Source organism: Xanthomonas sp. NCPPB 2632, assembly GCF_041228075.2.
In the GTDB taxonomy this organism is placed as follows: domain Bacteria; phylum Pseudomonadota; class Gammaproteobacteria; order Xanthomonadales; family Rhodanobacteraceae; genus Luteibacter.
On record NZ_CM192979.1, the window covers coordinates 4008361 to 4031870 of the forward strand.

The following is a 23510-nucleotide window of genomic DNA, read 5'->3' on the forward strand; positions in this document are numbered from 1 at the left end:
ACATGCAGCGAGTCCTGATTATCGGCGCGACCTCGGCGATCGCCGAAGCCACCGCCCGCCTGTACGCCGAACGAGGTGCAAGGCTCCATCTCGTTGCCCGCAACCGGGCGCGGCTGGATGCCATTGCCGACGACCTGCTGGTCCGCGGCGCCCCCGAGGTCACACGCGCCGAGCTGGAGATCAACGATCTTGCCGCCCACGGCGCCGCTCTCGACGCGGCCTGGGCGGCGCTGGGTGAGGTCGACGTAGTGCTGATCGCACACGGCACGCTGCCCGATCAGAAGGCCTGCGAGGCCTCCGTGGAGACCGCCCTGGCGGAGTTCGCCACCAACGGCACGTCCACCATCGCCCTGCTGACCCTGGTCGCGAACCGCATGCAGACGGCCGGCCGCGGCAGCATCGCCGTAATCTCGTCGGTGGCTGGCGACCGGGGCCGCGCCAGCAACTATCTGTACGGTTCGGCCAAGGCCGCGGTCAGTGCCTTCCTCAGCGGTTTGCGCCAGCGCATGGCGAAGCACGGGGTGGCCGTCATCACGATCAAGCCGGGCTTCGTCGACACGCCGATGACCCGCGAGTTCAAGAAGGGTGCCCTCTGGGCCAAGCCGGAGGCCGTCGCCGAGGGCATCGTCTCCGCCGTGGACAAGGGCCGTGCCGTGGCTTACCTGCCGTGGTTCTGGTTCGGCATCATGACCATCATCCGCTGCATCCCCGAATTCCTCTTCAAGCGGCTCAGCCTCTGACCATGGCAGACAAGCACAGCAAGATCGTCATCACGGGCGCGGCCGGTCTGGTCGGCCAGAACCTCATCGTCGAACTGAAAAGCCAGGGTTTCACCCAGCTGGTGGCGATCGACAAGCACGCCTACAACATGGGCATCCTGCGCGACCTGCATCCGGACGTGGTGACGATCGAGGCCGACGTGGCGGTGCCTGGCCCGTGGGAACAGGCCTTTGCCGGTGCGTCGTGCGTCGTGCAGCTGCATGCGCAGATCACCAGCAAGTTCACCGAGGAATTCGTTCGCAACAACATCGATGCCACACGCGTGGTGCTGGACGCGTTCAAGCGCCATAACGTGCCCTACATGGTGCATATCAGCTCCTCGGTGGTGGTATCGGTCGCCAACGACGACTACACCAACACCAAGAAGGCTCAGGAGAAACTGGTGGTGGAGTCGGGCATCCGCCATACCGTGCTGCGCCCCACCCTGATGTTCGGCTGGTTCGATCCGAAACATTTTGGCTGGCTGTCGCGCTTCATGGCCAAGACGCCCGTGTTCCCGATCCCCGGCGATGGCCGCTACATGCGCCAGCCGCTCTACGAGCGCGACTTCTGCCGTTGCATCGCCGACTGCATCGTGCGCGAGCGCAATGGCGAGGTGTACGACGTGGTCGGCGATACACGCATCGACTACGTGGACATCATCCATACGATCAAGAAGGCCAAGGGCCTGAAGACTTTCATATTGCACATCCCCTACGGGTTGTTCGGAATGCTGCTTCGCGTTTACGGCCTTTTCAGCGGCAAGCCGCCGTTTACCGAAAGCCAGCTGAAGGCGCTCAGCGCGGGTGACGACTTCAAGGGCGTCGATACCGTAGCCATGTTCGGAGTGAAGCAGACGCCGTTTGCCGAAGCCGTGAAGGAAAGTTATTGCGATTCGCGGTATTCGGACATTGTGCTGAGGCGCTAAACGACCTATCACCGGAATGCATCATATGACGAATACGCAACGAGTCGCCGTTATCGGCGCAGGCCCGATGGGACTCGCCGTGGCCTACCAGCTGGCTAGGGACGGACACCGTCCCGTAATTTTTGAAGCCGACGATCGCGTGGGTGGCATGACCGCTTCGTTTGATTTTTCCGGACTGAAGATCGAGCGGTATTATCACTTCCATTGCATCTCAGACAGCGGTTTCCTGAGGATGCTTGACGAACTCGGGCTCGCCGACCGCATGCGCTGGACCGAGACCCGGATGGGATACTGGTACGGCAAACGCTTGCAGGCGTGGGGCAATCCGGTCGCACTGCTGAAGTTCAAAGGCTTGAGCCTTGTCGCCAAGTTCCGCTATGGCCTGCATGCCTTCATGTCGACTAAGCGAAAGGACTGGCGTTCGCTGGACAATGTCGAAGCAACGGACTGGATACGACGGTGGGTCGGTACCGAGGCCTACCGCGTGCTCTGGCAGCGCCTATTTGACTACAAGTTCTACGAATACAGCGACAACCTATCCGCGGCTTGGATATGGAGCCGCATTCGCCGGATCGGCAATTCGCGCTACGATCTTTCTCGCGAGAAGCTGGGGTACCTCGAGGGGGGCTCGGAAACGCTACTGCACGGTATGAAGGCGTGGATCGAGGCGAACGGCGGAGAGTTCCGCCTCTGCATGCCAGCCAGCAAGGTGCTGATCGAGCATAACAAGGTATCGGGAGTGGAAACAGCCGCCGGTTTCGAGGCTTTCGACAAGGTTGTCAGCACCATCCCTTTGCCGTTCGTTCCGCGTCTGATACCCGATCTTCCGCAAGAACTGTTGAGGAAGTTCAGGGCATTAAAGAACGTCGCGGTGGTATGCGTGATCGCCAAGCTCAAAAAGAAAGTGACTGAGAACTTCTGGCTGAACATCAACGATGACGACATGGATATCCCAGGCCTGGTGGAATACACGAACCTGAGGCCACTGGCAGAGCACGTCGTATATGTTCCGTTCTATATGCCCGGCGAACACCCCAAATACCAGGATTCGGACGAAATCTTCATCGACAAGGTCCGACGATACATCAGGCAGATCAATCCGGAGCTGGTCGATGACGATTTCATTGACATTCGCGCGCACCGCTATCGTTATGCACAGCCAATCTGTCCTCCCGGCTACTTAGAGTGCATCCCACCACGCCAACTGCCCGTGGCTGGCCTATGGGCCGCGGACACGTCCCATTACTATCCGGAGGATCGCGGTATCTCGGAGAGCATCGATTTCGGACGAATGCTCGCGCGCGAGGTTACCGGATGATCAAGCGTCTCGCCGGCCACCGATTAGTGCGCTTCGTCCTGGCCGGCGGTACCTCTGCCGTCGTTAATTTTGTCTCGCGGATCTTTTTCAACCAGTGGATGGGTTTCTCGGCCGCTGTGATCCTTGCCTATGTCGTTGGCATGATCACGGCGTTCGTGTTGACGCGAACTTTCGTCTTCGGCCGTGGACAGCAATCGACCGCCCGCTCCGCCATGTTCTTCTTTCTAGTCAACCTTATAGCAGTCGCCCAGACGTGGGCTATCAGCATTCTAATGGCCGACTACGCCCTGCCCGCCATGGGCGTCACCAGCTATGTCCATAATATCGCCCATGCCATCGGCGTCATGATCCCTGTATTGACCAGCTACATCGGCCACAAACGCTGGTCGTTTCGCTGAACGGGCGCCTCCCGGGCACCCCCGGGAGGCTTGCGATATCATGTGCAGTCGCTCTGTGGACCATCCAAACCCATGCAATCATTCCCAGCCAGCCCCCGTGGGCTCGCCTCCAGCATCATCGCGCACCGACGCCTCATCCGCGTACTGGCAGTGCGCGAGATCGCCTCCCGGTATCGCGGTTCTCTCCTCGGCTTTGCCTGGGCTGTGGTGCAGCCGGTCTTCATGCTCGCCATCTACGCCTTCGTATTCAGTCAGGTCTTCAAGGCCCGCTGGCCGGGCGGCACCGGGTCTAAGGCCGAATTCGCGCTGGTTCTGTTTGCCGGCTTGCTGGTCTTCAACATGTTTGCGGAAGTCTTCAACCGGGCGCCACAACTTATCCTCTCCAACGCGAACTACGTCAAACGCGTTGTCTTCCCCTTGGAAGTGCTTTCGATCGTTAGTGTCATCACAGCTCTGTTCAATCTGGTGGTCAGCCTGATCGTATGGCTTGCCTTCTACGCCGTGGCGATCGGAGTGCCGCACGTTTCGGTGCTACTTTTTCCGTTAGCGCTCGTGCCTTTGGTCATTTTCCTGATGGGACTGTCCTGGCTCTTCGCCGCGTTGGGCGTCTATCTGCGTGATATCGCCCAGATCACCGCCATCGTCACCACGGCAATTATGTTCCTGACCCCGATTTTCTTCCCGGTCGATGCCATCCCGGAGCGCTTCCGGAGCTTTCTGGACATCAACCCACTCGCACCGATCGTGCAACAAGTACGCGGAGTGCTCATGTGGGGCCAAGGGATCGATCCGGCAAGTTACGGCGTTAGCCTCGGCGTGGCCCTAGCATTGATGCTGGCAGGATTCGCTTTCTTCCAGAAGGTCCGCAAGGGGTTCGCCGATGTCCTCTGAAATCGCGATCCGCGTCAGTCGCCTTGGAAAGTGCTATCACGTCTACGAGAAACCGGCGCACCGGCTCCTGCAGATGTTTTGGCGCGGGCGAAGAAACTATTTTCGCGAGTTCTGGGCGGTCGAGGATGTTAGTTTCGAGATTCGCAAAGGCGAGACGGTCGGTATCATCGGACGCAATGGAGCCGGCAAGTCGACCTTGCTGCAGATGATCTGCGGCACTCTTAATCCGACATCGGGCGACATTGAGGTCAATGGCAAGGTAGCCGCGTTGCTGGAGCTTGGTGCCGGCTTCAATCCAGAGTTCACCGGTCGCGAAAATGTCTATCTGGCCGCTTCGCTGTACGGACTCACCGCTGGCGAGGTAAATGCGCGACTTACCGCCATCGCCGCGTTCGCAGACATTGGCGACTTCATTGAGCAGCCAGTCAAGACCTACTCAAGCGGTATGTTCGTACGCTTGGCTTTCGCCGTCATCGCGCATGTGGACGCGGATATTCTCGTGATCGACGAAGCCCTAAGCGTGGGCGATGCCTATTTCCAGCAAAAATGCATGCGTTTCCTTTCGGAATTCCAGCGCCGCGGCGGGACCCTGCTTTTCGTCAGTCACGATATGGGAGCGGTGAACGCCCTTTGCGCGACAGCGGTGCTGCTGCGAAGGCTAGGCAATCGCTACCTGTGCGATACAGGCACCGCCAAAGCGATTTCCACCACCTACCTACGTGAGTTGTATGACGAACGGACGAGCGCTTCGGCCGCGAGTGTCGCGTTCGACGCAGAGCCGCCGGAATCTGCGCACGGCGCGACAGCGGTGGAACGTCGCCGGGACGACGGCACTGCATACACGGTCACTGATATTCGCCCGGCCCGGTATCACGCATCGCCTTTCAGGCCCGATGCCGAGAGCTTCGGCGCTGGCGGCGGCAATATCACCTCCGTGCATTTCAGCAGCGCCGATGGTGAAATCCTTACCGAGTTCACGTCAGACGACGATATCACGCTGGTAGTGCGTGCCCGAGCCGGCAAGCCGATGACCTTCCCGGCAATAGGATTTATGCTCAAGGATCGCAGAGGCCAGTACATCATCACCGAAAGCACCGATAGCTACCTGCGCGACGAAGCGATCACGGTCGGCGCCAACGAGGACATCGAGGTACAGTTCCGAATGCGCTTTCCCTCGCTCGTCCGCGGCGAGTACACTCTCGACGTTGCTTTCGCCGAGGGTCCCGGCGACGACCACGTACAGCACCAGTGGATGCACGATGTCCTGGTGATCACGGCGATCAACAACAATGTGGTCCACGGCATCTCGGGTGCACCATCCCTGTCGATCCGTTTCGTACTGGGCCGGGGCGCGACATGAAATCCACCAGATCCAGGCTTCGCGTCGTTCTGGCGGGCGAGCCCGGAACGATAATGGACACTTGTGTGGCCTCGCTAGGCAATACCTTAACTGAGGCCGAGAAACTCTCGGCCGAAATAGTTATCGTCGACACCAGCTACCCGGATGCGACCCCGATAACGCTCGACCCGGATAGCAATTTGGTTTTCGTCCTAGGCGGCACACTGCTCTCGCAGGGTGCCCTGGCGGAGATGCTGCGGATCGCTGCGTCGGATCCCATGATTGCGTTCGTCGCCCCCCGGACGAATGGCGAGGGCATATCGACATTACCGCACGTGTCGCCTGCCGGCGGGCAGCCGATCCGAGACAAGGCGCGATTTGACCAGTTGTCCCGTCGCCTGCCAAGTTTTGGCCTCGTCCCCTTCGTAACGCCCTCCGCATTGTGGGTCAGCGGCAGGGTTCTTGCCGAATTCGGCCCGATCGACTGGGTGCAGCTTCCAGGATGGCTGGAAGGCCTGCAGATGCGAGCGAACCGCTGCGGTTATCGTATTGCGCTGGCAAATTACGCTTATGCATGGCAACCGTCGCCTATGCCATCTTTCCGGACTGGGCACCTGGATAAGGATTTCGTCGAACGTGATCGCTTGCGTCATCGACATGAAGCGTCACCGGAGTACCGAGCCGAGGCGCTGCTTGGTGAACTGGTGCCAGCAGCGACCGCGATCCGCGTCACACTCGATCTCTCCGCATTTACGGCGCATCATAATGGAACATTCGAGGCGGGTATCCGCCTTCTCGAAAGCGCGGTTAACGAATGGTCGACTGAATGGTTGATCGACGCGATAATGACCGAGGGAGCGTGGACCTTTCACGGAATGAATCGGTTTCCGCGAATACGCAGGATAGACCTTGACGATTCTGCGCGGTCTGCCGTCGTACTGCGAATCGGCCAACCTTTTACTACATCGGACCTTGTTCGAATTTACACTCGTGCGCCAGTCGTCGCGGTATATATGCTCGACACGATTTCGTACGATTGCGGATACATCGCCGTGGACTTCAACCCGGAGGTCTGGCGCATCGTCCTAGAGTTATCGGATCTTATCCTTACTAACTCGGACTATACCTTGGAGCGGATTCGAGCACGATTCACTCTGGGTGACCGTGTCGGAACCCAGGTATCCCGCCACTCACTCGATCCTGGTGAGTACGCGCCGACCACTGTCGGTCCGCTGCCAGACGAAGACCGGATCCTCGTCATCGGCAACCACTATGCGCATAAATTCGTTGCTCCTACGGTCGATGCCATTGCCGCGGCATTGCCCGAAAAACGCATCACCGCCGTGGGCTATTCGACCGATTTCGCGACGCCGAGCCAAGTAACTGTCTATTCATCCGGAGATATCGATCAAGACGCATTCGATCGTTTCTACGCCGAGTCTGCCGTCGTCGTGTTCCCAAGCCACTACGAGGGCTTCGGCTTTCCAATTCTCCATGCTTTGGCACGCCGACGGCCGATCTTCGTACGCGACACGAGCCTAAATCGCGAACTGGCCGCACGCATCGCGACATCCGTCAATATCTACTTTTATGCGACTACCGCCGAACTGGTGGCCGCGCTTGCAACGACACCGACGTGGTCGGAAGTTGTTGCACCCACGCCGGTGCACAGCTGGGCACACTCTGCTCGCGAGATCGCACAGGCCATCGACGCCACGATGGCGACGGCTAATAGCAGGGTAATTGTCGACCGGCTGCGCCGGATCGACACCTTAACGCGCATAGACGAATTCAGCCTCGCACTCCTTCCGAGGGAGCACCGTGCGGCCTTCCGACTGGCGTCCATTCTCAATCGGGCACTTAGGTTGCCGGCGGCGGTTGCGCGTTGCCTTGCGGCGTTTGACTATCTCCGTCGGCGAAAGCGCTCAGTCTGACCCAGCTCGCATAACATTATCGCTCGGCAGAGTGGCACGCCGTGGCTTCAGGTTAAGCGCTGGGTTCTCGATCAGGTGCCATGACAGCCACGCAATGACCAGGGTGGAAGGTATAGCTATCGCGAAGTGCTGGTATATGTCGAAGTTCGGCGTGAGCCAGATGGTGGTTTGCTGTACAGGAAAGGCATATATGTATACACCGTAGGAAAGATCACCGAAGCGACCAAAGCGATGCAGAATTGGGAACGACTCGGTACTTAGCGCCAGGACCAGAAAAGGCGTAAGGACAAACGCAGCGATCAGCAGATGTCCTGTGTAATACGCAACGAGGCATGCCCCCACGGCGATAACCAGTCCTACCAGCTTGCGAGTCCCCACCATGCAGTACTCGCGGAAAAGATATAAGCAGCTGCCGGAAAAGAAGAACGTAGCGTATTCGATCTCGAAAAGGTGTTGGTGCGTCTGATTGAACACCGCCTCAGCACTGTGGATACCGTAGTACCATGCCGACGTAGCGACTAGCAGCGCGAGCATCACCCATCGATAGCGAAGCACGCCCAAAATTCCAAAGATCCCCAAGTAGCCGTAGCAACGAAGCTCGATGGGAATAGTCCATAGCACTCCGTTCGGGATATAAGCAAGCGGACTATGCGGGAACACACCCGGAAGAAACGGACTCACGAAGAAAAATGCAGTTCCGAAAAATCTTCGCGTCGTGGGATCAGCAAAGTAAGTAGCAAGCGAGACTTCGGTGACTATAGGTCCCAAAACGAGACCGCAAACAAGCACGGTACATAAGAGTCCTGGCCAGATCCTTAGCAAACGTCGGGCCGCGAATCGCCAGATATTCGGATCGTGATGCCAGCTACTCGTGATTAGATACCCGCTGATAGCAAAGAACACCATGACCGCATATCCACCCAGCGTTTGGTATTGGAATACGAGCGGCTCACCTTGATTGTGCAGAGCAAACTGGTGACTGATAAGCACGGATAACGCCGCCATCAATCGAACAAAGTCGAAGTTATTGGTGCGATGCGTGTTCTGCGTTTCAATCATGCTAGAGTTTCTCTAATTTACGTAACGCTGCCAGATCGACGTGTGCTCGTCTTTGACGCCGGGAGCCCCCACCCCCGACGTCGGTCTATTTCAGATCCGCGAAGGATAATTCGAATGGGCCCACCTAGCCTGCCCAGGAAAGGCCTCGTCGATCTGGCTGGCGCTTCGACCTCGGTCGAAAACACTTATATTGCTAGGCTCACGGGTGAAGTAATCGCGCACACTGCCACCAGGATCCGTAGCATCAAATGGGATATCTAAGCGAAACCCTCGAAAAGCCACCTGCGCGCTACTACTGTACCCATCCGGTGAAAGACAGACGCGTACATCGTTCTCGTCTTTCACATCGCGCGCGACCCAACCAACCTCGAGTGAGTAACCAAATCGCTGGGCGGCACTGCGAACGATATGACCCAGGGCATCAGCGTGTGCTCGCGCCAAGATGCCAGAATGTATAAAGCTTTCGACTTGGGAGCGGAACTGCGGATAACGGAGGTCGATAATCGCCTCGTTGCCGGGGACCGTGGTCGCGTTGGGCGAGACGATGCCCGCATCTAGATTTGAGCCACGGCCATGATGGAAGACGAAGCTGCCCGGGGCAAGGCAAATACGATAGCCAGCGGCTAGGCTTCGCAAGCTCCAGTCGGTTTCCTCGCAATAGCCTCGGCCGAAGCACGGATCCATAATACCGACATCCTTCACTACGCTAATCGGAATTAGGATGCAGAACGAGATGCCCGCGGGTATGTCCATCGCCGCGTCACCGAAATGACCGTTCAGCGTCGCATGCAGCCAGTCAACCACAGGCTGCGAGGCAAGGTGGCGATTCGGATCGAGGTTCGGCAGCGAGTAGATCGATACGTTGTTTGACCAAGCGGTGACGGAACCAACGCCCGGCTGAGCAGCGACAGGCAACATAGCGGCCATCAAGTGCGGCGGATAGATTACGTCGGAGTTACTGATGACCACGTAGTCATAGCCGCGCTTGAGCGCGGTCACCATGCCAAGACTAACGTTACGCGGGATACCAAGGTTGCGCGGCGTGCGGTAGTACATTACCCCGCGCTCTTTACAGAACGCGGCCAATTCCTCACTCCAACCCGGCTCCGGACTGGCATCGTCGAGGATAAGAATGTCAATCTCCGCATCGGTCTGGTCCAGACGTAAAGCGCTTTCGATGGCCGCTGGCACGAAGGCTCTGCCATTATAGACTGTGATGCAGTGGAGGATCTTCGGCTTGGCCATTACGCGAGAACCTGACGCAGCTTGGGGCTAAAGATGCTGACCAAGCCCAGCGCGCGCGATGCTCGCAACTGTTGCATCTTGTCGCGCAGCGACTGCAGTTCGCCCATGTCGCCGACATTGATCGCACGGTATGGTGCGGATCCTTCAGGCGCAGCCCCCCTTAGCTTCACTGTAGCCAGTTCAGTACGGGCCTGGAGCAATTCCTGACTCAGCGAAGTAAGACGCGCCGTGAGGTCAATCACACGGGCGTTGGCAACCTCGAAGTCAATCAGAGCCTGCTCCAGGGAAATGCCGTCGAGATCGGTCGTGTTCATACTGGTCCTGTCGTCGTTCATTCGTTATTTCTTTCAGGTGCGCGCAGCGCGCGCGAGCGATTTGCGGTACGCATCGACCAGGCTGGCAGCTGTGTCGTCCCACGTGAGAACATTTCCGCTGCGAAGGATTCCGCCGATGTTTTCTCGCGCCGCCGACGGGTCGGTCAGCAAGCGTTGGGTGAAATCGGCAAGTGCATCCACTGACCACTGGCGAGGGACATCGGGATTGTCGATGAGCTCGCGCAGCGGGCCGAAGTTCACGTGAGCAGTCGGCGTGCCCATGGCTGCGGCCTCGAACGGTACCAGCCCGAAACCTTCCGCCGACGTCGGATAGAGCACGACGGCCGCATGCCGTAGCAGCCACGTTCGCACACCGCTACTCACGTCGGGCATGGTGACGAGCATGTCATCTCCGCCGCGACGTGCAACGGCTTCCTCGACTCGGGACGAGCCTTTGGGCACGTTGGCTCCAGCCATCACCAGCGCGACGTTGTGTCCCCGGCGACGCAACTCCTGCCATACGCGAATGGCCAGGTCGCGATTCTTGTGCGCATAGGTCGCACCGAGCACAAGGAGGAAACTGACGGCAATCATTCCTTTCTCGACGAGCTCTTGAGGAGCCTCATCGAGAGCGCTTTCATCCAGATGATTGCTACCGTTCTTCGCGGTATGAATCTGGTCTCGAGATATGTCAAAGCATTCCTCCGCGATTGAAGCGTGGGTGTCATCGGAGATGGCGACCACGGCGTCAGCCTTCGCGCACGCATCTGCTATGTTGTGTCGATAGGCCAACCATGCCTCGCCCGTCGGATGATAGGCACCTATTCGATATGCAATAAGATCCTGTAAGGTAACCACGACGCGCTTCGCCAAGGCACGCCATCGGTCCCATGGAATAGGTCTGTCAGGCTGAAAAGGTCTATGCAGGATGTCGACCATCTCGGCACCGGTGAACTCGAGGTTGTGCGAGTCGACAATTCGGACCTTGGCGTCGCCATGTAAGTCTATAGCGTAAGCCGGCAGTCGGCCGTGCGGCACCGCGAGAGCGATCGACCAGATGTCTGGTCGACGGGCTAAGGCACGCACCAGTTCAAGGGTCTGTACCTGGGTGCCCATTTCCATCGGTCCAAGGCAAGATCCATCGATCAGGAGGCGCAAGCCGGCGACCTTGCTGCGCGCGACGTCCATCGCAATGGACAAGGACGCGGCCGAGGCCTCCCGTTGCTGATCGTAAAGCGCGGGAAACGAAGAATCGTATTCATGCAGCCGATGACGAGCACCAGGGTCGTCCACAGCGTCTAGGCACGGAAATCCTTCGAACCACTGCGCCGTGAGATAGGAACTTGCGTCCAGGCGATGCTGGAACCCACGGCGAGCAGCCCGCAAGGCAAAATGCGCAAGCGACTCCCTCGGCATGGCATCCAGCGCAGGATCGAAGCCGCCAAGGGTTGACAATACGCCTCGGTTGACGAGGATCGCCGAGCCCGAGGGCATCGCGATGGGAACGGGTCCACTGTCTGGCTCCAAAGAACGGAGCAGACGAGTGACCGTGGCCTCATCGTGCCCCGCGATGCTCATGGACGACGGCGAGTTCCGATAGGGGAAGCTCAAGTAGCCAGCCGCATTGGAAAGAAACGAAACAGTCGCGATGCGCGGATCGGCGCGCATCCATTCAAGCGCCCGCTCGAGCAAGTTTGCCGGAACAGCCACAGGCGAGGTAACGATGAGCAGCGCATCAATGGTCGGCCATTCGACAAGCAACATGGCAGCCGCAGCCGATAGGTTCCACTGGGGCGCCAAGACGGTCGGCGATCCTTCCAAGACACGCTGCATGGTTACGCTGTCTGTCGCGCAGACGCGAAGCGTGGCCTCGGCTTCCACAGCCAGTTGTTCCAACGTACGCACAGCGTCCGCCCAGTCGCGCGGCGACTCGTTGACGATGGCAAGGATGCCAACACCAGCGGTCGAAGTCGCGGGAAGTCGCGTCATGCGTAACCTCGCTCAATCAGCCACTCACCAACGCGACGAGAGCCTTCGTCGAACGAAACCTGCGCACGCACGCCGAGTGCGTCGGCAAGCGGACCGGGATCGGCCACGGCCCAACGAACATCACCATCGCGGAACTTTCCGCAGATCTTCGGCTCAGGCGCATTATGCTGTACAGCGATCGTTCGTGCCGCGTCGTGGATCGTCGTCGCAACGCCATGGCCCACGTCGAGGATGCGGCGGTCGACGGGAGGAGCGTTCATCCCCGCGGCAAGCGCCGAGACCACGTCGTCGATGAACACGAAATCGCGACCAATACTGCCATCCTCGTAAACTTCAAGCTGCTGACCCTGACGGGCAAGGCGAATAAACAAGGTAATGATTCCGGTATACGCATTGAAAGGCGACTGACCAGGACCATAGACGTTCTGCAGGCGGAAAATGGAAAGCGGCACCTGCATGGCCCCGCACCAGGCTGCCAAGATGTGTTCCTGCGCAAGCTTCGTCGCCCCGTAGACACTGGTGGGTGCAGGAACCACTGTCGTCGCCGAGTGTGGCAAGGGCGATGCCTTGCTCTTGCCACCAGGAGCTGCCGGGTCCCAATGCGCCGCTGCGAGAATAGCGTGGGACCTCGCCGCAGGGTAGAAAACGCTGCCCTCCAAATCCTTCCAAGCACCCTCGCCGTAGACGGCCCGGCTTGACGCTAACACCACGTGGGTGGGCTTCACGCCGCTTCGCGAAAAGGCATCGAGCATGGCAGTCGTGCCCACGACATTCACGTCGGCGTGGCGAGTGGCTTCGGTGAGCGACTGCCCCGTCCCGGTTTCCGCGGCAAGGTGTACGACTACTTCGGGATGCCAGTGTGACAGCACCTCCTCCCAGGTAGCGGCCTTGGTGACGTCGCCGACGTGAAGCGTTACAAACGCGGGCAGCGCATCCGGTCGCGTCCGCTCAGGGTGGATTTGCGGGTGCAGGTTGTCTATCGCGACGATGGGCAGTCCTTCGACGCCGAGGCGCGCGGCAAGCGCGCTGCCGATGAATCCTGCACCGCCCGTAATAATGATGGCCTTCTGCATCGAGTGTTCTCCGTAAGAATGTCTGTCGTTCAGGTCAGCGGACGCAGCATGAGGTTGGCCTGACCGAAAGGTCCAGCCGAATAGCAGAAATCCAAGATTTCGTGGTCGTTGGCAGCATAGAGAGCATCCGGACGAATCAAAGTGAGCTCGAACCCCTGATTACGCAAGTTAACGAGAACCACCTGGGGATCGATATACCCAGCGCGAAGCATGCCGGGCGAAAATTCCATCACGATGCATATACCGCGCGAACGCTGGATGAGCTGCGACATACCCGCTAAAACCGCAAGTTCCGCGCCCTGAACATCGATCTTAACCACGTCCGCACGCAGGTCGCCAAGTAGCTCATCCAGCGAAATGACGGGAGCAATTACGTTGGCCACCTGCCGATCCGTAGCAACGACGCCCTTGGTGTCGCCCAAATTGTTCTCAGCGGTGCTCAGGGCGACCGTGCCGCGACAGTCACCCAAAGCACACGGCCAAACTTTCACGCGGTCTGCGTACGGCCACGTATTGAGCCGAAGCACCTGTGAGGTAAGTGGATGCGGTTCGAAGGCATGAACGGTAGCGTGAGGGAACCGTGACGCGATCAGCATCGAAAAGTAGCCGACGTTGGCACCGACATCGAGGAATATCCCATTCGGCGGCAATGACTGACTGAGGACTCGACCGATATCGGGCTCCCAGGTGCCTGCGTTGCGGATATGGTCCCGCATAACCAGGTCGAGCATCGGAAACCACATGTCGCCGACGTCGGTACTGACTAGTTCCAAGTCTACACCGCTAAGTCCAGAGGGGATGGTACCGGAGATCATCGCTAATGGCATCGTGTCTAAAGGCATCGTGGTATGAAGATTATTAAATGAGGGGGTGCTCTGCGGGCGCCCGAATTCAAGCCAGGGAGGCCGCGAGTTCGCTACGTAAATCTTCGATGTCTTCCACGCCCACCGAGAGGCGGATTAGCGAGTCGCCGATTCCCAGCCGCCTGCGGTTCGCAGGCGGAATCGACGCGTGGGTCATGATCGCAGGATGTTCGATCAAGCTCTCGACACCGCCGAGCGATTCGGCCAAAGCGAACAATTCCGAGCGCTCAAGGACACGACGGGCCATGCGCAAACCGCCTTTGACCTCGACCGATATGATGCCGCCGAAGCCATCCATCTGTCGCCGGGCGAGCACATGCTGTGCGTGGCTCTTGAGCCCGGGATAGATAACCCGCTCGACTGCTGGATGGCGCTCGAGCCATCTAGCTAAGTCCAAGGCGCTCTCGCAATGCTGGCGCATCCGCAGGTGCAGGGTCTTAAGTCCGCGCATAGCGAGGAACGCGTCGAATGGCCCAGCCACCGCGCCGGTGGAATTCTGCAGGAAGGCCATCCGCTCGGCCATCTCGTCTTCCGCGGCGACAACCATGCCACCTACAATGTCCGAGTGCCCGTTGAGGTACTTGGTGGCCGAGTGGAGCACGAGGTCGGCACCGTACTCGATCGGGCGCTGCACCATCGGTGAGCAGAAGGTGTTATCTACCACGAAGATGAGACCATGCTTCTTGGCAAACGCCCCAACCTTCGCCAGATCGACAAGCTTGAGCATGGGGTTGGTCGGCGTCTCGGCCCAGATCATGCAGGTTTCGGGTCGCAGCGCGGCCCTCAGAGCAGGCGTGTCGTTCAGGTCAACAAAACTGAAATCGAGCCCCGCCGACCGGCGGCGTACCTTGTCGAACAAGCGAAACGTACCGCCATAGAGGTCGTCCATGGCAATGATGTGGCTACCCGAGTCGAGCAGATCCAGAATCGTAGCGGAACCTGCCATCCCAGAGGCAAAGGCAAAGCCCGCGACGCCACCTTCCAAATCTGCAACACAGCGCTCGTATGCGCCACGAGTCGGATTCTGCGTGCGCGAGTACTCGTAGCCCTTGTGTTTGCCGGGACTGGATTGAACGTAGGTCGAGGTAGCGTAGATCGGCGTCATGATGGCGCCCGTTGACGGATCGGGATGCTGTCCCGCGTGGATTGCCCGCGTACCGAGGCCGAGCGGACGGTTTGCTTTGGACATAAACGGACCTTCGGAAGCGTATGGGCGCCGGAGCGCGCGGAAAAACGAAGTATTATAAACCACAAACACCAACCGCATTAAATTTTAATTAAACGAGTACCTAGTTTCATCGGCCTCCGTTCAGCTTCAGGTGGCCTGGGCTCCCACGCCCATGCCAGAATATGTGACTTTGCTAAGAATGGGCGGCGGCATGAAGACAGTGATGGTCACGGGCGGTGCGGGATTCATAGGCGCCAACTTCGTACTCCAGGCAGTTGCGGATGGCTTGTCGGTGGTCAATTTGGACAAGCTGACGTACGCGGGAAACCTCGACACCCTAAGGTCGATGGATGACGACGACCACCACATCTTCGTCGAAGGCGACATCGGCGACAGGACTCTGGTGTCCGATCTGCTCGTGCGACACAAAGTGAGCGCTGTGGTCAATTTTGCCGCGGAATCGCACGTTGATCGCTCCATTGACGGCCCTGCCGCGTTCATCGAAACCAACGTCGTCGGCACCCTCGGCCTCCTTGAAGCAACCCGCGACTACTGGAGAGGCCTTGACGAAGCCGCAGGCCAAGCGTTCCGCTTTCTACATGTATCTACCGACGAGGTCTACGGGTCGCTCGGTGACCATGGCTATTTCACCGAGGACAGCCAGTACGCGCCTAATTCGCCCTACTCGGCGTCTAAGGCCTCGTCCGATCACCTCGTAAGAGCTTTCCACCATACGTACGGGCTGCCGGTAATAACAACCAATTGCTCCAACAATTACGGGCCGTACCAATTCCCCGAAAAGCTCATTCCGCTTATTATTAACAAAGCGTTGGCCGGCGAGCCTCTGCCCGTCTACGGCGACGGCCAGAACATCCGTGACTGGCTTTTCGTCGGTGACCACTGCGCCGCGATCCGTCGGGTACTCGACGCCGGCCGTGTCGGCGAAACCTATAATGTCGGCGGGAACGCGGAGAGGAAAAACCTCGATGTAGTTCGCATTATCTGTGACCTTATCGACCAGCGGCGCCCCTTGGCCGATGGCCGAAGCCGCCAGGAGCAAATCACCTTCGTCAAGGACCGCCCGGGGCACGACCGCCGCTATGCGATCGATGCTAGCAAACTGAAGAACGAGCTGGGCTGGACGCCAGCACAAACCTTTGAAAGCGGTATCCAGGCCACCGTCGACTGGTACCTCGCCAACACATCATGGATCGAACGAGTGCTAGACGGCAGCTATCGACTCGAGCGGCTCGGAACATGACGACACACAAGGGTATTATTCTTGCGGGTGGATCCGGCACGCGGCTCTATCCCATTACCCAAGCGGTCAGCAAGCAGCTGCTGCCCGTGTACGATAAACCGATGATCTATTATCCCCTCGCCACCCTGATGCTGGCGGGTATACGTGACGTACTGGTCATCAATACGCCGCACGAACAGGCACTGTTTCAACGCCTGCTCGGAGACGGCAGCCAGTGGGGTATCGCCATACGCTACGCTGTACAACCCTCGCCGGACGGTCTGGCTCAGGCCTTCATCATCGGCAAGGATTTCCTCGGCAACGATCCGAGCTGCCTTGTCCTAGGCGATAATATTTTTTACGGTGTAGGCCTGACCGAGCGCATGAAACGGGCGGCCGCGCGCACGCGTGGAGCCTCCGTGTTTGGATACTGGGTGAAGGATCCGGAACGCTACGGCGTGGCGGAATTCGATAGCGCTGGCAAGGTCATCGGCCTTGAAGAAAAGCCCGCGGCGCCAAAGTCGAACTACGCGGTAACGGGGCTTTATTTTTACGACAATCGTGCGCCGCAGTTCGCTGCAGACCTGAAGCCGTCGTCCCGCGGCGAACTTGAAATCACCGATCTGAACCGTTGTTACCTCGATGACGCCTCGCTCCACATGGAGCAATTGGGTCGCGGCTATGCTTGGCTAGACACGGGCACGCACGAGTCGCTCATGGAAGCTGGCGAGTACATCCAGACGATCGAAAACCGTCAGGGTCTCAAGGTCTGCTGCCCTGAGGAGATCGCTTACGTCAATAACTGGATCGACGGCGAGCAGTTGCTGAGGCTGGCGGCCCCGCTCTCCAAGACAGGCTACGGCCAGTATCTCCAAAACCTTATCAAGCAAGGCTACGTCGGATGAAGTTTGTTGAAACCTCCCTGCCAGGCTGCATCGTGATCGAACCGCAGGTGTTCGGCGACAGCCGTGGATTCTTTTACGAAAGCTACAACGAGGCGAAATACCGCGAGGCGGGCATCGACCGTCGCTTTGTTCAGTCAAACGTTTCTCGCTCAGCCCGTGGCGTCTTGCGTGGCCTGCATTACCAGTGGCCGCACCCCCAAGGCAAGCTGGTCAGTGTGCTCGAAGGTGAGGTATACGACGTGGCCGTTGATATCCGCCGAGGGTCACCGACCTTTGGCCAGTGGGCGGGCGTGATGCTCACGGCCGAAAACCATCGTCACTTCTGGATCCCTGAAGGATTCGCCCACGGCTTCTGTGTCGTGTCCGAACACGCGACCTTTTCCTACCAATGCACCGATCTTTATGATGCCAAGGCCGACGGCGCCGTGCGTTGGGACGACCCGGCCGTGGGCATCGATTGGCCTCTGACCGATCCACTGTTGTCCGACAAGGACAGCAAAGCGCCGCTGCTGGCGGACGTGCCGGTCGATCGGCTGCCGGGGTTGCGCGCGTGAAGATCCTTCTGCTGGGCGCCAATGGCCAGCTTGGACGTACTTTCCTCGGCCATGGCGGCCTCGCTACCCGCGGAACCCTCCTTGCGGCCAGTCGCGATGGTGTCTTGCTAGATGGTGGGCATGGCTTGATCGGCGACCTCACTTCGCCGGAGGACCTGAGCACCCTGCTTGATCGCGAGAAACCCGACCTGATCGTGAACACCGCCGCTTACACGGCAGTCGATCGGGCGGAACAGGATGAAGCCACGGCCACCGCCGTCAACGGCGACGCGGTCGGCCTGCTTGGCCGGTGGGCGACCGGACGGCGCGTCTTGGTCGTGCATTACTCGACCGACTACGTCTTTGCCGGAGACGCGACCTCACCCTATCCGGACGACGCGCCCGTTGCGCCCGCCGGGGCATATGGACGCAGCAAACTTGCCGGCGAACGAAGCTTGCGGGAGAGTGGTGCAGCGCATTTCATCTTCCGTACCGCGTGGGTCTACTCCCCCGTCGGTAGCAACTTTCTGCGCACCATGCTGCGCCAGGGCGCCGCTCGCGACGAATTGCGTGTGGTAGCAGACCAGCATGGAACTCCTACAGACACCCGCCTGATCGTCGAGGGCACGTTAGCCGCGATCGATCGTTGGCTCAGCGCTTCAGACGGCGATCGCGCCGCGCTGGAGGGGACGTATCACCTGACCGCTAGCGGGCAAACCAGCTGGCACGGCTTCGCCGAAAGAATTTTTGTCTCAGCGGCAACCCACGGTCTTATGGCACGCATTCCCGTAGTGCGCGCCATCGGCACCGCTGACTTTCCCACGCCAGCCAAGCGTCCCGCGTATTCCGTCCTAGACAACAGCCGATTCGCACACACCTTCGACATGGCAATGCCGGACTGGCAGATCGGCCTTGATCGAATCCTCACTGCGCTATCCCACTCTTCGGACTGAACGACATGCTCATCCCCGTCATCCTCAGCGGCGGCAGCGGTACGCGCCTTTGGCCCATTTCGCGACGCAACCTGCCCAAGCAATTCCTCTCGCTCGCCGGCAACGAAACGCTGTTTCAGCAAACAGTGCGGCGGGCCGGCCGGTTGCAAGACGCCGCCGCGCCCATCGTGGTCGCCAGTGACGACCACCGGTTCCTTGCCGCGGAGCAGTTGCAGGAACTCGGCGTCGGTGGGGCCAGCATCCTGCTTGAACCTTTCGCGCGCAATACGGCACCGGCCATTGCGGTTGGAGCGCTCCAGGCGTTGTCACACGACCCAGAAGCGCAGGTCCTCGTCCTGCCCGCCGATCACCTGATCGGCGACGACACATCGTTCGCCGAAGCCGTCGATCGGGCTCGTCCGCTTGCGACGCAGGGGTGGCTGGTCACGTTCGGCATCCGACCTGATCGAGCCGAAACAGGTTTCGGTTACATCCGTCGTGGAACAGCCATCAATGCAGGGACCTTCTCCGTCGCTCAATTCGTGGAAAAGCCGAAGCAGGAAGTAGCCGAACGCTATCTTGCCAGCGACGAATACGAATGGAATTCGGGCATGTTCTTATTCAAGGCAGCGCGCTACTTAGAAGAACTAGCCGAGCACGCACCTCGCATGCTCGAAGCCGCGGAAGCGTCCTTCGCCAGCGCGCGCGTCGACCTGGACTTCATCCGCCTGGAGGCCGAGGCATTCGCTGGCGCGCCTAACGACTCTATTGACTATGCGGTCATGGAGAAGACCTCCCGAGCGGCCGTCGTACCGGTCAGCTGTGGCTGGAGCGACATAGGCTCGTGGGACGCACTGTGGACGGCTTCCAATAAGGATAGCAACGACAATAACCTAGAAGGCGACGTGATCGCTCTTGATACAAAGGGAACGCTGGTACGATCGCATGAGCGCCATCTAGTCGCGACCATCGGACTGGAGGACCTTGTGGTGGTAACCACGCCGGATGCAACGCTCGTTGCCCGACGCAGCGCCTCGCAGGATGTCAAGAAGATCGTCGACGACCTGAAGTCGGCGGGACGCAGCGAGCATGATCTGCATCGCGTCGTCCGCCGCCCTTGGGGCAGCTACGACTCGCTAGAGCAGGGCGACCGCTTTCAGGTCAAGCGTATCGTAGTTAAACCCGGTGCCGCGCTCAGCCTGCAAATGCACCACCACCGGGCCGAGCACTGGATAGTGGTTAAGGGCGTCGCCGAGGTCACCTGCGACGACAAAGTGTTCCTGCTCGCTGAGAACCAAAGTACCTACCTACCGCTAGGTTCTCGCCATCGTCTGCGCAATCCGGGCAAGGTTCCCGTCGAACTGATCGAAGTCCAGTCGGGTAGCTACCTGGGCGAGGACGACATCGTCCGTTTCGACGACGTATATGGTCGAGCTTGAACCTAACGTGCAGCCATATCTCCTGACCGCAATACATCTCATGCGTCGCGCCTGAGCTGGTGATGGTGTTTGCGCTGAACGAAAGATCCCTAACCGCAACGATCAACCTGACGTTGCGGCGAGCCTGCATCGATTGTTATTCGCAAATCGAGTCATCGCATTGCCACTGCATCGGCAGCACGAGCGCCTTGAGAACCGCGTCAAATGATCCCCGATATAGGAGCAACGTTCGCTAAAGCGTGAGGCGAACGAGATCTTCGGCAGACCACGCTGAATAGGACACTCGAAAGCGCATCACGCTTCTTGCGTTCATGCTGAGGCTCGGCTGTCAGTAATGCCGATCATCGCCAAAGAAGTAGTTACGCATGTTCATCGCTCGAAAGGTGGCGGGGAGGCAAGCCTTTCTTCCTAACACTGGCAGCCCATATCATCGAAGGACGCTCAATCGCCTGGAACAAAGCGAATGAAGCCGCAACGATCACAATGAATCCGATAGCGAGTAAACGCAGGAAATGAACCGATTGCGTACTCGCCCCGGCCACGATAGCGTGCTGATTAAGAGTATAAAGCAGGGGCATGTGAATTAGATATATCGAGTAACCGAGCACGCCAAATAATGAAAGTGTCGGCCTCGAAATCCAGTTTTGCACGCGCCGGGGAGCCAGAGAAACCCCCAAGATAATAAGGCCGTAAGCCACAGCGAAGGGCATCGACTCGCCAAAGTAATAGACAAGAGCAGCTGGTGAGCTCGATGCAAGCAAGAGCTCAGGATTCGTAAATCCCTCCATGATAGACAGCCGCCCCAGCACACCCATGGCACAAAAAAGCAAAATTAACCCTGACACGAGGTAGACGACGCCAGCGACCCGGCCTGAAAACCAGCTACCGGACCTTCTTTGAAGAATGGCGCTGATTGAACATCCGATTGCGAAATGCGGAAGGTATCCCACAATCTGATGAGATAAAAAGAAACGCACCCCAGGTTCGGAATATGCCAGACCAAATGAATGGCTACGAATTAGGATATTCAGATCTGACAAGTAATACCTGCATGCATAGAGCCATGCAATTGCCGTAAGGAAAGAGATCACGACCCCTTGCCACCAACGAAAGCTGTAAAAGCACTTAGCCATTGCCGGTAGAATGAGATAAAAAATCATTTCGACAGTGAGTGTCCAAAACGGAGCGGCAACCATGTACGCTCCAAAAGAGACGATAAACAGTGACTGCGCAAATAAAGCATGAGCCAGCACCATGAAGGCACCGTAGCTACTCCATATACGATCATTGGGGATCATACTTGGCGTGTAAAGAACTAGTACAACTGCGAGAACGATCCAATAAGGCGGCCCAATTCGCAGTACTCGCGACTTTATATACTCGACGAAATCTGGCGCTGGCCTACCAAGGGAATCCGCTTTAAGAAAACGTGCGGACAGAAGTACGCCGCTCAATACAAAAAACAAATCCACGCCCGAACTCATCATCGTTAAGAATGGACTGATGCTGTGTTCGAACAAGCTGTAGTTGGGCGATCCCGCGATTCCCCAGCAGTGACGAACGAAGATGAAAACTACGGCAACACCCCGGATCGCATCGAGATACGGTACGTTCTTCCCCGGATTAGGTAGCAGCTTTTCTGCGAAGCACGCCGTCTTCATGCAATACCTTATATGCGGGCGCCCAGCACCCTCCCGAGTGAAGATGTTAGCAGGCTGGAGAACCGCGTACAGCAAGAGTGCTAAAATTGACTCTTGAAGAACGAATACGTTGACATATGATACACACCATGTCTAAGAAGAATTACTGGATCGCGCTAGCTCTGCTCATCCACGCGCTTCTCTTCTACGTACGCGTCCGTGAGTCTTGGCTCTTTGCCGATGACTTTCTGAATATTCAGCTTTCCCGGCAAAATGGGTTCTCCCTACACTTTCTATTTCAGGACGTGTTCGGTCAAGTCGCGCCCGGCTACCGCGCCGTACAGTTGTTGTTCGACGAACTCTTTGGACCGAGCTTCGTATGGGCCATGATCATCGTTGGGGTACTTTCCGTGTCCTGCACGTATGCTCTGATCCGTGTCAGCCAGGCACTCGGCGCCCGCCCGTGGTGCATCGTGGCCGGCGTGATCCTGTTCATTTCCTTGCCGCAATTTACGCACGTGCAGCAGTGGTGGGCTGCTGCCGTGCATACAATTTTTTCCTTCGCGTTTATCATGTGGGCACTGGTGGCGGCCACTTCGTCGTGGAAGGGACGAATTGCCTCGGTACCGTTACTGTATGGCTGCGCCTTGGCGTTCACCGCAAAGACTGTATGCGCGCCTGCCATCATTGGCGCCGTCATTTACCTGCGTCAGCGCCGCGAAGGTAAATCAGTTGCGCACGCGATCGCCGGCACTATTAAGGAAATGGTTCCCGTCATTGTCCTGACGGCTATTTACCTACTGATCGTCAAGTGGATCGGCCCGACTGGATACCCTCCGCGTCCATCGCCCCATGAACTATGGGAATTCGTCTCCGTCATGGTCGGCGACACCACGATCGGTGCAACGTTTGGCATTGGTCGGGCGTTTGGTTTGCACTGGACTTCCGCCCTTCCCATGATCGTTATCGCTGCAACCGCGCTCGTGGCAATTCGAGCAAATCGGGACCTGTTGATTCTGTGGCTTGCGCTTGTGGCCTACGTCGTTATTGCCGCGATCCTTATCGGCTTAAATCGTGCCGTATACATACCCGACCTTGCCAAAGCGCTGCGCTACGCGGCAGAAGGTTCCGCCTTTCTAGTGCTCACCCTGATCATGTCCATTTCTGCAATCCCTCTGACCAAGCCGGCTCAGGCTACTATCGTCGCTATAGCGTGCATCATCGCGATCAACGTACAAGTGCATAGCAGCGAAGCGACAGCTTATCCGTGGGCAAAACAAGTCAAAGATTACATAGGCAACCTCCGCCGTTCATCGCGAGATCTCGAAGGACGCCCAGGCGTATACGTTCTCGAAGACACGGTCCCCAACGTAATCATGCTCGACTGGATGGGCAAGTACAGGCTCGTATCGAACTTTCTGCCAATTTATTCGCCACTGGAGGTCGCAGGCCCGGATAAAGCGAACTACGAGTTGATGCAGGACGGCGAGATCGTAGCGCGCAAGATACAGCCACCTTCCGCGACGCATTGATATAGATCCGC

At 58.4% G+C, this 23510-nt stretch carries 21 protein-coding genes; 13 read left to right on the plus strand and 8 right to left on the minus strand.

The window, feature by feature from the left end; translation table 11 throughout:
• The first annotated feature begins 2 nt into the window (after nt 1-2).
• The 7 genes from AB8808_RS17195 (at nt 3) to AB8808_RS17225 (ending at nt 7567) form a co-directional block, all read left to right on the plus strand.
• Complete coding sequence (locus AB8808_RS17195) at nt 3-740, plus strand: SDR family oxidoreductase (protein ID WP_285405835.1); 738 nt, start codon at nt 3-5, stop codon at nt 738-740.
• A 2-nt stretch (nt 741-742) separates the two neighbouring features.
• Nucleotides 743-1687, plus strand: a complete 945-nt coding sequence (locus AB8808_RS17200) for an NAD-dependent epimerase/dehydratase family protein (protein ID WP_369930776.1) — start codon at nt 743-745, stop codon at nt 1685-1687.
• 25 nt (nt 1688-1712) lie between these two features.
• Nucleotides 1713-3005, plus strand: coding sequence for an NAD(P)/FAD-dependent oxidoreductase (locus AB8808_RS17205; RefSeq protein WP_369930777.1), 1293 nt, complete (start codon nt 1713-1715; stop codon nt 3003-3005).
• On the plus strand, nt 3002-3403 hold the full coding sequence (locus tag AB8808_RS17210; protein WP_369930778.1) for a GtrA family protein: 402 nt from the start codon (nt 3002-3004) through the stop codon (nt 3401-3403). Before AB8808_RS17205 ends, AB8808_RS17210 begins: the two co-directional genes overlap by 4 nt.
• 72 nt (nt 3404-3475) lie before the next feature.
• Nucleotides 3476-4294, plus strand: a complete 819-nt coding sequence (locus AB8808_RS17215) for an ABC transporter permease (protein ID WP_369930779.1) — start codon at nt 3476-3478, stop codon at nt 4292-4294.
• On the plus strand, nt 4284-5654 hold the full coding sequence (locus tag AB8808_RS17220) for an ABC transporter ATP-binding protein (protein WP_369930780.1): 1371 nt from the start codon (nt 4284-4286) through the stop codon (nt 5652-5654). Before AB8808_RS17215 ends, AB8808_RS17220 begins: the two co-directional genes overlap by 11 nt.
• Nucleotides 5651-7567 carry a glycosyltransferase gene (locus tag AB8808_RS17225; protein WP_369930781.1) on the plus strand — a complete coding sequence of 639 codons (1917 nt, stop codon included), beginning with the start codon at nt 5651-5653 and terminating at the stop codon, nt 7565-7567. Before AB8808_RS17220 ends, AB8808_RS17225 begins: the two co-directional genes overlap by 4 nt.
• Here AB8808_RS17225 and AB8808_RS17230 read toward each other — a convergent pair.
• From AB8808_RS17230 to AB8808_RS17260, 7 genes are all read right to left on the minus strand, one after another.
• Nucleotides 7559-8626: an acyltransferase family protein gene (locus AB8808_RS17230; RefSeq protein ID WP_369930782.1), complete on the minus strand. Its 1068-nt coding sequence runs from the start codon at nt 8624-8626 to the stop codon at nt 7559-7561. The two genes, AB8808_RS17225 and AB8808_RS17230, sit on opposite strands and share 9 nt — an antisense overlap.
• A gap of 90 nt (nt 8627-8716) precedes the next feature.
• Complete coding sequence (locus AB8808_RS17235; RefSeq protein ID WP_369930783.1) at nt 8717-9871, minus strand: glycosyltransferase family 2 protein; 1155 nt, start codon at nt 9869-9871, stop codon at nt 8717-8719.
• Nucleotides 9871-10206, minus strand: coding sequence for a hypothetical protein (locus AB8808_RS17240; RefSeq protein ID WP_369930784.1), 336 nt, complete (start codon nt 10204-10206; stop codon nt 9871-9873). The genes AB8808_RS17235 and AB8808_RS17240 overlap by 1 nt, the downstream gene beginning before the upstream one ends.
• A gap of 12 nt (nt 10207-10218) precedes the next feature.
• On the minus strand, nt 10219-12174 hold the full coding sequence (locus tag AB8808_RS17245) for a glycosyltransferase (protein ID WP_369930785.1): 1956 nt from the start codon (nt 12172-12174) through the stop codon (nt 10219-10221).
• Nucleotides 12171-13247, minus strand: coding sequence for an NAD-dependent epimerase/dehydratase family protein (locus tag AB8808_RS17250; RefSeq protein WP_369930786.1), 1077 nt, complete (start codon nt 13245-13247; stop codon nt 12171-12173). The genes AB8808_RS17245 and AB8808_RS17250 overlap by 4 nt, the downstream gene beginning before the upstream one ends.
• A gap of 29 nt (nt 13248-13276) precedes the next feature.
• A complete protein-coding gene (locus AB8808_RS17255; RefSeq protein ID WP_369930787.1) occupies nt 13277-14062 on the minus strand; it encodes an FkbM family methyltransferase in 786 nt (261 codons plus the stop codon).
• Nucleotides 14063-14138: 76 nt separating this feature from the next.
• A complete protein-coding gene (locus AB8808_RS17260; RefSeq protein WP_369930788.1) occupies nt 14139-15299 on the minus strand; it encodes a trans-sulfuration enzyme family protein in 1161 nt (386 codons plus the stop codon).
• A gap of 190 nt (nt 15300-15489) precedes the next feature.
• Here AB8808_RS17260 and rfbB point away from each other — a divergent pair, with 190 nt between their 5' ends.
• The 5 genes from rfbB to AB8808_RS17285 are packed head-to-tail and all read left to right on the plus strand — an operon-like array spanning nt 15490 to nt 20327.
• Nucleotides 15490-16539, plus strand: coding sequence for a dTDP-glucose 4,6-dehydratase (gene rfbB / locus AB8808_RS17265; protein ID WP_369930789.1), 1050 nt, complete (start codon nt 15490-15492; stop codon nt 16537-16539).
• Nucleotides 16536-17423, plus strand: a complete 888-nt coding sequence (gene rfbA / locus AB8808_RS17270) for a glucose-1-phosphate thymidylyltransferase RfbA (protein WP_369930790.1) — start codon at nt 16536-16538, stop codon at nt 17421-17423. The genes rfbB and rfbA overlap by 4 nt, the downstream gene beginning before the upstream one ends.
• Nucleotides 17420-17977: a dTDP-4-dehydrorhamnose 3,5-epimerase gene (gene rfbC, locus AB8808_RS17275; RefSeq protein WP_369930791.1), complete on the plus strand. Its 558-nt coding sequence runs from the start codon at nt 17420-17422 to the stop codon at nt 17975-17977. The genes rfbA and rfbC overlap by 4 nt, the downstream gene beginning before the upstream one ends.
• On the plus strand, nt 17974-18909 hold the full coding sequence (rfbD, locus tag AB8808_RS17280; protein ID WP_369930792.1) for a dTDP-4-dehydrorhamnose reductase: 936 nt from the start codon (nt 17974-17976) through the stop codon (nt 18907-18909). The genes rfbC and rfbD overlap by 4 nt, the downstream gene beginning before the upstream one ends.
• The gene (locus tag AB8808_RS17285; RefSeq protein ID WP_369931284.1) at nt 18906-20327 is read left to right on the plus strand and encodes a mannose-1-phosphate guanylyltransferase/mannose-6-phosphate isomerase; all 1422 of its coding nucleotides are present in this window, start codon (nt 18906-18908) and stop codon (nt 20325-20327) included. The genes rfbD and AB8808_RS17285 overlap by 4 nt, the downstream gene beginning before the upstream one ends.
• Nucleotides 20328-20686: 359 nt before the next feature.
• Here AB8808_RS17285 and AB8808_RS17290 read toward each other — a convergent pair whose 3' ends face one another.
• Nucleotides 20687-21988 (minus strand): acyltransferase family protein, encoded by a 1302-nt coding sequence (locus tag AB8808_RS17290; protein WP_369930793.1) that lies wholly within the window; start codon nt 21986-21988, stop codon nt 20687-20689.
• Nucleotides 21989-22116: 128 nt separating this feature from the next.
• Between AB8808_RS17290 and AB8808_RS17295 the strand changes: the two genes are divergently transcribed.
• Nucleotides 22117-23499: a glycosyltransferase family protein gene (locus AB8808_RS17295; protein ID WP_369930794.1), complete on the plus strand. Its 1383-nt coding sequence runs from the start codon at nt 22117-22119 to the stop codon at nt 23497-23499.
• Nucleotides 23500-23510 lie beyond the last annotated feature (11 nt).